10 protein-coding genes are annotated in these 13003 nt (G+C 51.6%); 3 read left to right on the forward strand and 7 right to left on the reverse strand.

What is annotated here, in order from left to right; translation table 11 throughout:
* Positions 1–4 precede the first annotated feature (4 nt).
* Together KI215_RS13045 and KI215_RS13050 are read right to left on the reverse strand one after the other, a co-directional pair.
* Positions 5–961: a lysophospholipid acyltransferase family protein gene (locus tag KI215_RS13045; RefSeq protein WP_212773146.1), complete on the reverse strand. Its 957-nt coding sequence runs from the start codon at positions 959–961 to the stop codon at positions 5–7.
* Positions 962–965: 4 nt separating this feature from the next.
* Positions 966–1727 carry a GNAT family N-acetyltransferase gene (locus KI215_RS13050; RefSeq protein WP_212773147.1) on the reverse strand — a complete coding sequence of 254 codons (762 nt, stop codon included), beginning with the start codon at positions 1725–1727 and terminating at the stop codon, positions 966–968.
* Positions 1728–1996: 269 nt separating this feature from the next.
* On the opposite strand from KI215_RS13050, the gene KI215_RS13055 reads away from it, so the two are divergent.
* A complete protein-coding gene (locus KI215_RS13055; RefSeq protein ID WP_212773148.1) occupies positions 1997–2677 on the forward strand; it encodes a hypothetical protein in 681 nt (226 codons plus the stop codon).
* Between the two features lie 116 nt (positions 2678–2793).
* On the opposite strand, the gene KI215_RS13060 is transcribed toward KI215_RS13055, so the two are convergent.
* Positions 2794–3036 carry a hypothetical protein gene (locus KI215_RS13060; RefSeq protein ID WP_212773149.1) on the reverse strand — a complete coding sequence of 81 codons (243 nt, stop codon included), beginning with the start codon at positions 3034–3036 and terminating at the stop codon, positions 2794–2796.
* Positions 3037–3314: 278 nt separating this feature from the next.
* Between KI215_RS13060 and KI215_RS13065 the strand changes: the two genes are divergently transcribed.
* Positions 3315–3884, forward strand: coding sequence for a DUF6932 family protein (locus KI215_RS13065; RefSeq protein WP_212773150.1), 570 nt, complete (start codon positions 3315–3317; stop codon positions 3882–3884).
* A 15-nt stretch (positions 3885–3899) separates the two neighbouring features.
* On the forward strand, positions 3900–4343 hold the full coding sequence (locus tag KI215_RS13070; protein ID WP_212773151.1) for a helix-turn-helix domain-containing protein: 444 nt from the start codon (positions 3900–3902) through the stop codon (positions 4341–4343).
* Between the two features lie 285 nt (positions 4344–4628).
* Here KI215_RS13070 and KI215_RS13075 read toward each other — a convergent pair whose 3' ends face one another.
* The 4 genes from KI215_RS13075 to KI215_RS13090 form a co-directional block, all read right to left on the reverse strand.
* Positions 4629–4883, reverse strand: a complete 255-nt coding sequence (locus tag KI215_RS13075) for a hypothetical protein (RefSeq protein WP_212773152.1) — start codon at positions 4881–4883, stop codon at positions 4629–4631.
* A gap of 229 nt (positions 4884–5112) precedes the next feature.
* The gene (brxL, locus tag KI215_RS13080; protein WP_212773153.1) at positions 5113–7173 is read right to left on the reverse strand and encodes a BREX system Lon protease-like protein BrxL; all 2061 of its coding nucleotides are present in this window, start codon (positions 7171–7173) and stop codon (positions 5113–5115) included.
* On the reverse strand, positions 7170–9500 hold the full coding sequence (gene pglZ, locus KI215_RS13085) for a BREX-1 system phosphatase PglZ type B (protein WP_212773154.1): 2331 nt from the start codon (positions 9498–9500) through the stop codon (positions 7170–7172). Before pglZ ends, brxL begins: the two co-directional genes overlap by 4 nt.
* Positions 9497–12997 carry an Eco57I restriction-modification methylase domain-containing protein gene (locus KI215_RS13090; protein ID WP_212773155.1) on the reverse strand — a complete coding sequence of 1167 codons (3501 nt, stop codon included), beginning with the start codon at positions 12995–12997 and terminating at the stop codon, positions 9497–9499. The genes pglZ and KI215_RS13090 overlap by 4 nt, the downstream gene beginning before the upstream one ends.
* Positions 12998–13003: the final 6 nt, after the last annotated feature.

Below are 13003 nucleotides of genomic sequence, written 5' to 3' on the forward strand. Positions count from 1 at the left end.
GTTCTTATGATGAAACGGAAACCGGGTCGATGTCATCTTTACTCCCTCCGCCTTCCACAACCTGATCGCCCACCAAATCCAAACGGCGATCGGCGTTAAACCAGTAAAACCATTGCTCAGGACAAGCGCGGATTGCTTTTTCCAGAAAACCGTTCAACCGGTTGGTCGCTTCCAGAGTTTGATTGGACTTGAAATACTTGTACAGGTAAACGGGCGGTTCGATCACCATGCGATGACATAAGCCCCGCTCACGGTATCCGTAAAAGGGGATTACGGGTACTTGCTCTTGCAAAGCCAGTTGGGCCGCTCCCCTGGGACTGCGCGTTTTTCTGCCAAACATCAAAGCAGGCGGGAAATTGGGCCGCCAAAAATCTCCCAAGAGCAGAATGACACCACCTTCGCGCAAATGCTGCCGCAACTTGCGCAAAAGCGTCAGTGGCGGGGTATTGTCATAATCCAATCCTTGGCATCCGAGTGATTGCATACGGAGATACAGGGGGCGCAGCTCTTCACTCCCCGCCGTTACCACGGTCAGGCAGGGATAACGTTGTGAGAAGTACCAGTAATAATAAAAATAATTGCCGACATGAGGAGTAAACAAAATGGCCCCTTTTCCGTTCTCCAGCACCCGTCTCAGATGTTCTTCCCCTTCGACCGTAAATCTTGAACGGCTACCGATCGACTCGGACGGTACATCGACCAAAATCTCATACAGTGTAAGGACCCCGTGCTCAAAATACTGTCGGGCGATGCGACGGATTTGCCCGGTAGTTCGTTCCGGCAACAATCGGGACAGATTTTCCCGGATTTTCCGTCTCAACGCAAAACCTACCATATAAAGCAATAAACCCACCCATCGGCACATCCATTCAACCAATGGACGCGGCATCCGCCGCAACCAATGCGAGACCATCTGCATCCTGCGCTCATTCTTCGTCAATCTGCCGATCCATTCGTACAAACGTTTACCTCCCCTCCAAAAAGTGACGCTGATATCGTCGGATCACACGTGATGTTTCCAGCACCACCAACCAATCGAAGGTACCAAAGATCGGGTCGTATGCGGGCTGGGCCGCCAGTTTGGCTCCCAAACGACCATACCCTTTGAGCAATGGAGGAATGGTCCGCATGATCGCTTTCTCCTGCCCCGTGATGTCGATGAGTTCCAACCCTTCCACTTTCCGGTCAGGAAGCGGCTGAATACCGAATTCGTCGGTCAACATCCCCTTCCAATGCAACCAACTGTAAACCCGGTTCAGATCTTCCCGTTCCATTGATGGCAAACTGGCACAACCAATGAGGTACCGAAACCGGTGCCGTTTCAGATAATCCGCGATACCAGCCCACAAATATTGAATCGTTTTTCCGTCGCGGTATTCTGGTGCGACGCAACTCCTGCCCAACTCCAAGGTGACCGATGCCTCACTTTGAAAAGCGGAAAGGTCAAATTCCGTTTCGGAATAAAAGCCACAGTGACGACGAGCCCGGTCACCCGGCAACAAACGATACGTACCGATCACTTCCCCGCAGTCAGGTTTCACGACGATCAAATGGTCGCAATACGGGTCATAGTGATCGCATTCCAACCGTTGGGAATTCGTTAGTAACGAATTCTTCATTTCTTCGACAAACACACGGTAACGCAATCGAAAGGCTTGTTGCCGCTCCTCGTCATTTTCCGCCAACTTGACTGTCAGCGGGGTGAGTGTCTCTATCGTTTTCGCCATGAGGGACCCCCTCCTTGGGGAAATGTCTGTTTACCGGGATCAAACGAATTGTATCAAACGCCTGTGTAGCGAAGATTGAGTCCCTATTGCGCAATCGTTAAAAAACAGAGAGCTTATCTGATCGGAACACAAGTGTACAGACAACCTCCCTCTATGAATGTCAAATATCCCCTGACTTTGACACGAATTGCATTTCCGCTGGTACAGACAAGCCGCCTGCAATTTGATACAATGGCCGATGATAGGGTTGGAAAGGAGGGGAGTGTTCAATGCCAACGAGATCGGAACGTCGAAAGCAGTTGAAAAAGCGGAGGAGAATGGTTTTTGCCACCGTAACAGGATGCTTCCTGTTGACCGGCTTCATCCCCGCACAAACGGCGCAAGCGCCTGTCGGACAACATGTGTTGAAAGAAATCACCGGCGATTATTACACCTATACTCCGTCGTCCGTATCCACTTCTAACGATCAACAACAACCCGTTGACCATCCGTATGGTAAAACCGATGCGTCCAAAAACCATTTATCCGATTCTGCCGACCATTCGTCTCAGTTGACTCATTCGCCGGCGGTTGCGATGAAACCGGAGAACAAACCATCCGTCACCGCACCTACATATGTACAACCGAAACCGAATACCGATCATAGCAACGGAACAACTGCAAATGAGAGGGAACAATCCTCCTACGAACCGAACCCTGCACCGGAACCGGCATCTACTGATCAACCGTCACGGAAACCGCGCCGGGATGACTCGGGTCAACCATCCCAAACCGAACCGAGTAATCCGCCGGATTCCCAAACGCCACCATCACAGGAGCAACCACCTCAACCGCCTGATGATCAACCGGGCGACGGCGATCAAGGGAATGGCGGCAACAACGGAGATCACGGATTGGTTGAGGGCATACTGAATCCGTTGTTGAACACGGTAGACAAAACCTTGCCATGAAAAAATAAACCGGCATCGAATGATGCCGGTTTGAATTTTCTGTTAAAATCCCAGACTCCGATTTCCCGTCTCTGCCCCGCTTACCTAATACCTACACCCACCCGATACATGATGCCCTATTCGGATTCAGACATCTTTCCAAACTCGGGAGCAATTACACCGAACTGCTTTGTATCATAACCAAAAGCTCTTAATTGAGATTCGATCAACTCCAGAACATCATAATAAGCAAAGTTACAACCTAAGCGAAATGTTTTGTCCAGATCTGATTCATCTTGTTCTGCCTGAAGCGAATCATGATATTTATCATGAACAATCTCGATCAAATCTCCTAAAAAGCTTCTGAGATGCTGATCCATATCTCCACCTGGTTATCATACCTGATTTTTTGGGTGTCCTAGGAACAAACATCCCTATGTTCATTTTGCTGTTACCTTAGCGGACAAGATATTTCATGGATATTCGAAACCTTAGCGGACATCAAGGCCAGATTTTTCGGGTGTATATGTCCTCTAATGTATATTAGCGGACATTTTTTCATTATTTACATTTGAGTTAATTTAACTTATATGTTAATATAACAATAAAGGATAATCAACTTATGTATTAAACGGGTGTATAGGGGGAATAACTGTTCATGGACTTAAGCTTTAGCGAACATGGATTGCTGCCGCCCGGGACACATCGTTTAACACTTGAAGAATTGAAGGAAAGCATCTTAGTCACCGGAGGGTTTCAAAAACCGGATGGCTGGGATGCGTACTGGCGATATCAACTGGTGGAAGGGCTTGAAGTGATGGTTCGTCAATTGTGGGAAGTCGGATACGAGAAAATCTTCATCGACGGATCGTTTGTTGAAAACAAACCGCATCCAAACGACATCGACGGTTACTTTGAATGTCCCGTCATTGACTTTGTAAAGCGTGGGCAGGATACACTCAATGAAATCGAACCAATCTGGACGTGGAACTGGCGAGAGCGGAAGCCACACCCAGACTCCCCCCATAAACCACAACTTCCAATGTGGCACAAATACCGAGTAGAGTTGTACCCTCATTACACCGATATTCCCAATGATCTCTATGGCTTTTTTAGCAACAGAACTGGGCTCCGGGATCCAGAAGGAAAAGAATTACCATTTCCAGATGCGTTTCGACTACAACGTGGGACATATCGGGAAAAAGGGATTGTTCAGATTATCCGTTAAAAGGAGGGGCCTAAGTTGATCCGAACGGATGCAGAATACCAAAAGTCTCTGAAGGCTTTAGAGGCACAACGGAAGAGTATTGAAGAGAAGAAAAAACACTTTGAACAAATTGGATTAACCCCTGAACAGGTTGAAAAAGCATTAGAACCATTGTGGGCGTATTACCATCAAATCGAAGACGAAGTAAAATACTACGAGAAGGTAAAAAAAGGCGAGTTCCCGCGAAAAACCAGCTTAGATCAGTTGGGGCGAATGCTGATTTCTTACCGCATTTACAAAGGAATCACACAAACTGAACTGGCAGAGCGGTTGGGAGTGTCCAATGCTCAAGTATCTCGAGACGAGCGTAATGAGTATCACGGTGCAAGTATCGAGAAACTCAAAAAGGTTGCAGATGCTCTGTGTGTCCCCCTGGTCATCGTACCAAAGGAAGTCGCAGATGAAGTCCTCACTGTTTGAGGACTCTTTTCTTTAACATTCTAAGGAAAGTTGAAAGGCGTTTAGAAATGGAAATGAATCAACTCTCGACCGATATGATTCAATATGGCTATCCTAATTCCTTTGCGATCACGCCCTTACGTTCTTAATGATACATTATCCTGACTGAACGAACGGAACTTTGTGGCCATGGAAAAGCCCCCCTTTAAGTAAATTTACGCACACTTTTTATTGCGTGTTTACTTAAAGGGGGGCACTTCACAATGAGGGTGGTTATTCGTTAACTGGGGAATTTCGTCGACCATTTTATTTCGAAGTATCATTCATTAGTAGTTCCAATTTCTCTACACGTTGCTTCAATTCATCCAGATCCAACGTCTTCGCCTCAACATCCAGCAGGCGGTTGTTCAGGATATTGGTTTTCCTGTCAAGGAAATCGAGTCGCTCTGAGATGTCTTCTTTACTCATACTATTCAGCTGGGCGCTTACAAACCCAGCGGTTTTTCCGCTGGGTTTGTATATAGTTTGGGAGAAAAATAGAGAAAAACGAACGTGGATCACGGAAGGTCCCGCCTTCGGGCTACTACTCCTCATTCAGAGGAGGAATGCATTACTCCGTTACCCTGGCAAGCCTCCGAATCCGTACGTAGCGAAGTCCGTGAAGAAAATCCCTAAAGGCATGTAGTCGGATTCTCATTAAACCAAACTAAGAAGACAACCAACAAACGTTAACCACCACCACGTTGCCGACAAGAGTAGCAACAGTACGTCCATTGTTGTTGTATTCCCCCTACTCGATCAAACCCTTAAAAACAGCATCAGTAGGATCACTATAAAATTCGATTCTAATCTTCGTCCAAAGTTCATCGGGAAGATCATTGAGGGCACGACGAGCAGAGATTGGCATCAGCAGCGTCGTTGCCTGTTTATCTATGGCGAGTTCAGCAATGGCTACAGGATTGTGAAGTATTTCAATCGAACCTCCCAGATTAAGCGGACCAACGATAATGGTCCCTCCACGGGTGTTTCTTCCTAAGAGTGCCCCCACCATGGCTACGAGGACGGCCAACCCCAAACCTGCTCCACTCTTGTCCGTATCCATTGCGCGAAGTTGGATGGAGAACTCATAGCTCCGTGGATCTCGGTCACCGACAAGCTCTTTAGCCCGCGCATAGAGATTCTGCTCACCCACTTTGACGCTTTCACGGAACGCAGGTGGCTGTGGGTGATTCAAAATACGTACGCCACTGCCTGGCCCCACGGCCACTTCAATACGATACAGTCCAGGCCCAGATTCATTGGCTCCCGGTCCGACCGCCCACACCTGGCCTGGTGGTAAAGGATCGCCTTCAATTGCCTCATCACTGTGTAATTCAGGAGTGGACACAAACTTCTCTACTCCCTCGACACCCAGGGTGTAGCTAAAATGAGTGTTGCGAAATTCGCTCTTGAGACAGCGCTTCTGTTGTTCCTTGACACGCCGGCGAGATTCGAGGGCCACACGAACGATCCATTCAAGGTCATCGTCCGGAACAGGCATCTCTGGATCCGGGAAGAGAAGCTTCACTAAGCCACTAACAGTCTTGTTAACCGCTTCTATATCTCGACCGCTGAGAGCACCACCCCAAAATACACGGTTCTGCAGAACCGGGACACGGCTAATTTCCCTCAGTCGATGCCAGCATTCGCTCAGGAAGTCACTAACAAATCCGAAATGGTTCGTCAGGTGCTCGTTAGGATTGAGCTTCGGGAAATCCCATCCCGGAGCAAAAGCATGGATACGGTCGTGAAAAGCTGTATCATCCCGCATCTCCTTCGGCAAAGGGCTCAACAAATGTCCAATGCGTTGTTGTTGCTCAATATCTACATCAAAGTTCCCGACCATCACAATTCCGCCCTCAGCACGTATGCTTTCTTTCCCACGGCTGAATTCACCAGAGGCCATATACCCTTTCATGATGTTTACGCCGTCCTTCTGATCGAAAGAGATACCGGATATCTCATCGAAACAGACAACATCGTACTGGCAAACCAATCCACGTTGGCCGCTCACGTTGTTGACAAACATTTTGGCCACTGTGGCCTTCCCACCCGATATGAGGTGGGAGTAGGGGGATATCTGCTGGAACAGATGGCTCTTCCCTGTGCCTCGTGGTCCGAGCTCAACGAGGTTGTAATTACGCTCGACGAACGGCACCATGCGAAGGATGGCCACCATCTTGGCTCGGTCGCTTAGAGCGGATGGCTCCAACCCGATCGATCGAATGAGGAAATCACGCCATTCCTCAGTGGTAAACACCTTCCGTCCCTTCGACAATACGTCAAGAACGTTGGGGCTGGACATCTGGATCGGTCGTAACGCAGCAATCCGAAATGGACGCCCGTTCTTCTCTTGAGCCACAATCGGGTCGTACTCGAGCGTTACCTCGGTGTAGAAACCGTCCGTCAACATCCTCTCATTCTCTTTCACAAGCGAATCAGCGATCTGAACATCCCGCAGGTTTAGGCTCGGCAACTCGGCCACATAGCAGTCGTTTTTTGGGTCGAGTCGGGCCTTCACGATGTCGATTAGCTTGACTGAACCTTCCTCCCGTGCCCTGGCCTTGAAAAGCTCTTCTTCCCCAGACCGAACCGTACGCCCCTTCAACTGTTTCCCGACAATTTCGAGACCCTCTTGGATTTCCTCCTCATTTGTGCTTGCGCAATACCGGCCCAAGAGAAACTCAACCACGTAGGTTGGAACCGGGAACTGGCGGGAATACTTTCGCACCAAATCTTTTCGGACAAGGTAGCCTTCGAAGACAGATGCTGCAATCTTGTCGAGATGGTCCATTTCCACATGAGCGATCATGACGACTCTCCCACCCTGGTTTTTCGTTGGGCAAGAACATTTCCGGCATGGTCCAGAAGGACCAGAACCAGATTCCTGTCCTCGTAAGCGTCGACGACGGCCAAACTGGTCGTGCCGTCCTTATCAAGTGTCTTGGTGGATGCTACCACAGACTTCCCGTTGGGCCTCTCAAGACGAAGATCGGCAATCACCTCGCCTACTGGACAGTCCGCCTCAACGAAACAGCGCATTCTACGCCAAGTCACTGAACGAATGGTGGCCCGAGGTGCCGATCTACTCCCACGCTCGACGTGCAGATCAGGAATCAGGCACTCCTGAATGCTGAGTCCACCGTGCGCATAGCTTGGAGAGGAGTTGAAGCAGGCGATCCCGGGTGCAGTAGCAAAACGCTGAGCTGTGTTCCAGTACCAGGGGACGATCAACGCATTAACCTGTGATTCACCCGCTATCACAGAACATCGCTTCCAACGGCTTGCCGTCAGGTGCTTAGGCAGATCGACTTTCGGCAGTCCTCTGGGGACCCAGAGCCAACCGTGGTCGGTTACCACTCTCACCGATGTCCAACCAGCTTCCAACAACTTCAGGATTCGTTCAGCCAGTCGTTCAAGCTCCGGCTCAATGTGCCGGGCAATCTCATCATCGAGGTCATGTCCACGTTGGTCGATCGTCCCCGCCTCACACCAACCCAATGCTTCGTCGTCGACGGTCCGGTCATCAAGTTCGCCTTGCAGCACCTGATATCCTCCCGCCTTCAAAGCGGCTCTAACCATTATCGCGTTGGCCGGCTTACCACTCCCAGTAAATCTTGGTGTGAAGTCGTCTGGCAATTGGTCACCGACAATATTACCAGCAACTGGCGTGACAGCGGGCTTCGCTGTAGCGGTCACCGTTGGCAGCGCCGACCAACGCCACCGAACGTGGACACGGCAACCACGTCCCTCCAGACGCTCGGCAAGTCTCCGACCGACGTCATACCGGAGGCCATCGGCGAACAACAGACACATCCCGGGTTCTGCGACAACGGGTTCTTGTTCGCCTTTTACAGGAAGCGGATGCGCCTCGACCGCTCGCTGAAAAGAGCGCGCCGACTCGTCCAGCCATGGTTCGAGCAAAATTCGAACGGTGTTTTTAATAAGAGCCTCATCAGCGATTGGAGCAAGGGCAACCGCCTCCCAGGATGCCGCGTCCGCCTCCCAGGCACCTTCCACGTAAGCATTCGCGATCTCATCCGGCGTGCTTCCCCCGAGAGCCGACCGAGCCACGCGGGCGAGCCGTGCCAGGGGTTCAAGTACCGCGGCCATCGGCGAGAGACCAAGTCGTGCCCAGACCCAGCTTCGTCGTTCAGCGTGCTTTTGCTCAAGCTCCAATACCTTGGCACACGCTTGGCTGTGTGAAAGATCCTTTAGTCCGGCAAGTTCGATCCGAACCTCCTCTTCATCCTGATCGTTATGATCTGGCCATCGCTCACGCTCGAAAAGGAGAACATCCGGCTTCGACCGCCGAAGCAGATCGGGAATACCCGGAAATAAATGAGGAGCCTCTTCAAAACGCTCCCACACCTCTTTCCACGGCCCTTCCCCCAATCCTAGTTGCTCGCCGGCGGTTAACTCACCATCTTTCTCGGGATCGAAGTCAAACTGTGCCCGACACTGGTTACGGAATGCTTCCCAACGCTCGGAACCCATCCGTTCCTTTTCTTTTTTTGGGTCGCTCATCCATCGCAACAGATCGCGTACCACATCGCTTAAAAGCAACTGATCAAAATCTTCCGCTTCAAGGCGACGTCCACGAAGTCGCGCGATAGGCGTCTCTGCCACTTCACGCAGTGCCCGTGCCAAAGCTTCGAGCGTATTCTGATCCTTCGCAAGATCCAGAGCAAGCCCCTGAGGTGAAGTCAGGAACGCTGTGACCGTCCAGTCGTGGCCACCGCGTTGCAGCCACAGCGTTCCTCGATACATCAATTCCACTAAAGGTCTCAGTGACGTCGGACAGTCCTCACCCGCACGCAAGTCCTGTCTCGCTACCCCCGGCAAGTAGACAATCGGTACCCGGTTCTCGGGGATCTTCGGTTCCTCCAGCGTCCGGTCAACCATACAGCGAATCCAGATCGCCGGTCCAGTTCGGAGAGCAGGGTCATAATCCCCAAAAACGATTAACTCGGGTAAACGCTTCAAAAGCAAGGATTTCAGGGGCAGCCACTGCCGCTTTGGGTCTGTCCACAGGATCGCCGCCGGGCGTACCATGCCATCCGGGGCGGTGTCACATGCGCGGAGTGCGGTAACAAGTACATCGAGGAGAGTCGTCGATGTCTCTGTTTGCGTTCTCATGACAGCGCCCCCTTTGCCGCGCGTTCCCGCGCCGCCTGTTTTACTGCGATGCTGTAGTGCAAATCGTTCCAGCGGTTGCCGTCGAAGTTCTGACCGCCCATGAAATTGGTACGATGCTCGGGGGATCTCTCCGGATCACAACCCCAGAACCAGGGGAAGTCATCCCTGGGGCGCAGACTTTCCGGCTCCTTCCCACGATCCTTCTTCCAGTTGATGTTCGGCTTATATCTCAGTACGCCGGCACCGGCCCGACCACCCTTGTTCAGCGTCACCGACATGAACGGCCGAATGTTCAGCCGTACACCGTCATTGATGTCCGGCTCCCAACCGATCGGCTGTTCTTGCAATGGCTTCCAGCGGATGAATATATCATATGGTGGCTCGCCCTCCAAGATCTTCTTCAGCTGCTCTTGAAGGTCAAGAGCCGCAGCGAGACGGGCGTCCGCACCTTCCTTACCCTCGCTCTGCTCAGCTTTCTGCCGCTCGATCCAGTCACCCAAGTACGTATAAGTCAATGCTTCCAAGGTACGTCGACCATCACCATCAGGGCCGGCAAGACGATGGTAGTTGACCAGAGCATGGAAGCCGTCTTTACGGCCGTCCCAGATGTGCCAGATAAACGGCCTGTGATGAAACAGCTTGCAGTGTTCTTCGAAAAATTTGTCCCGCAACCACTCCTCGAGCGATGAAGCAGGCCGACCATTGAGGGCCGCAGCCTGAAGAAGTTGCCGCTCCTTCGCCGGTGACCAATCATTACCAAACGCAGCGGCGAGAAGCTGGCGCAGTCGATCCGCCGCCGAGCTCTCTCCTCGTACGGGGGAAAGACAGACGATTCCGTCTGTGTCGGCAAACTGATTCAGCTCACTACAGCGGTTGACCCACTCCCGTGCTTCGGTGGCGAGACGCATGCTCGGGTCCTGCTCCGCCGGCCAGCGGTAACCGAGCAAACGAGCAATAGCGACCTGGAGTACTGTACGGGCTTCCGCCTTCGCTGGATGACCATGGAATATCCATTGTGTTGGATCATCACTGTACGGTTGGGGTAAGCCGTCAGGGTATGTCTGAGAGGCCACTTTTTGCCAATACTCCAGATCAAACGGTACCTTTACCAAGGTTGCATTTGTAACATTCACCTTCTGGTCGAGCTTGCGTACGGCCTCTTGGTAGATTGGGGAGGCACAAAAACACCAAATGGCAGCTAAGTGGTCAGTATCTTCTGGTACGATAACGGCCGTATTGTTATCCCAGATCTCTCCTGTAAAGAGGGTTGCAGACAACTCACCCATCTGAGAAATTGCAACACCCTGCTTCCCCCATCCTTCTGTTCCCCGAACGTAGGCTCCAGGACTTCGTGTTAGTTCTCCCCTACCTTCCTGCCAGAAAAGAACCCGCTCTCTGCCGTTGTAATGACAAGTGGAATCAGGGGTACTTTGCTGGAATGACCAATCTGTAAATATACGGTAAAATTCCCAAAAGTAGCGACTGAATCGAGGTGTATCACCGCTCTGTATACCGGCCAATCCTTTTGCATAATCTCCAAGGATCTCGTCAGCCGCCGTAAAATCTAAGGATATGCGAGCGTCTGGGTTAGTCAACTGCTTTTCTTGGTCAACACCACGTAGAGGAGAACAACGGAGTGTCGCCTCCTTAGCACGCGGCTCTTGTACTTTCATAGCATCGATACCATAAAACATGTGATCATCGGGCGGCTCCGAGGCAGAAATAACACAAAGAGCTACATTGACCACTTCTCCAGAAATTGTTTCAAATGCGCCTGGTCCGAGTTTGGCTAGGAGATTCCATTGCTGCGTATTCAGAAGCCGGCTCCGAAATGCCTTATAAGTAGCAAGAAATGTCCAGTTCTGGGGAATGACCACAGCGACCGTGCCAGTCTTTCCATTCATTTCCATAAGACGATCCAAGAACACCGTAGCAAGATTATACGAGGATTCGGGGTAATTGGCGGTGCAGAAAGCCCGAAGCGTATCGCTCTGCCCTGTCCGCTTAAGATACGGCACGTTCGTGATTATTAATGTGTATTCGTCATCAAGCAGTTTATAAGCCCTAGCAATACCTTGAGCAGCAACGCTAATCTCGTGTTGCTCACTTACCACAACTTCTTCGCTTCGCATCGCCTCTACCAGCAACGGCTCAAGCTCATTGAAATCCGGAACGAACAGTTCATCGTCAGGTATCGCCCGACGCGGGTCGATTAGTGAACCAAGCTCAGGAGCCTGCTCAAACAGATCGTACAACCGCTCCATGCCATACCTCAGGTTCATATCTTCGCCGGCGAACTTGAGCCACTCGCTTTTGGACACACCGACGGACAAACCAGAGCAGGCGATATTGAGGACCGGTAAGTCGATAACACGGCCCACCATCTTCCAAGCGGTCAATGCCAAATTAAACGCCGCGATTTGCGTGCAACGGGCGTCCAGCTCCAGCCCGAAGAGATTCTCTGCCAGCACAGCCCGGACCGCATCCTCGAGCGGCAGATCCTCTTCATCCATGCGCAAGCGCACCAATAAATCGAACGCGGCAACGAGAAAGTGTCCACTTCCGCAACAAGGGTCGAGCACCTTCAGATCCTTTGCATCTCGTGGCCAAGCATCAAACGTTCCCGCAGCCGGTCGCCAAGGCCCTTTTGCTCTGTCGGCATCCTTCTCATTAACTGGTTCCCGGACAAAGCGAAGATAATCAAAGCTATAGCCATTGAGTGCTACCGCTTCACGAAGTTCCTGTTCGCTGTTTGCGGACTCCACTAGTTCGGGTTGGCTGTCTAAAATCTTGCCGGCATGCCAGGCACCGATCGTATTGTGCAGGAGGAAAAACACCATGTATGGCTCGGTAAACAATTGCGTAACCGCGGGAAGCGTCCGACCCGTGATCTTCTCTCCACTGTTATTGACTCGTTCCTTCTCGGCCGATTGCCAGAACTGATAGGTCCAGCCAAGGGAGTCGTCAGCTGTGAATACGGCGGAGGGAAGATCGGCCAGCAACCCTTCCAACGTCTGCTGCGTTTCTGGTGGCAACATGACTTCCAAAACCGGGTCGTCCGCCCGAAAAATTTGCGGAAGCATCTGTTGGGCAAACCGACTGGCCATGACCCATGGATCTTCGTTTAGTTCGCGAGCCAGCTCCTCACATTCGGTCAACGTAATGGCTACTCCGGAATTCGGCTCGATGAGCAGGTCGTTTTCAGCAAGGAAACGAGCAAAAAGCATGCGATGCCAATGTTGATAGGCGCATTCGTGAACGAGGCAGTCGATCTCCTGGGTTCCGCGCCTGGGGTCACGCTTGTCACCGAGCTGTCGCCCATGGGCGCGGAGCCGGTTACGAAGGTTCCGTTGCTCGGGCGTCATCGGACCATAAGGCTCGTGATGGTGAACCGCAAGGGCCTGGAGGGCGGAACGAGCGCCCTCCTCAGCAGCCTCGCGCGCGTCGACCACCACCCGTGCAAGCTGGCTACGTAGTTCACTCGAGAGTACAGGCATTGTTGT

The sequence above is a fragment of the Polycladomyces abyssicola genome (genome assembly GCF_018326425.1).
Lineage (GTDB): Bacteria > Bacillota > Bacilli > Thermoactinomycetales > JIR-001 > Polycladomyces > Polycladomyces abyssicola.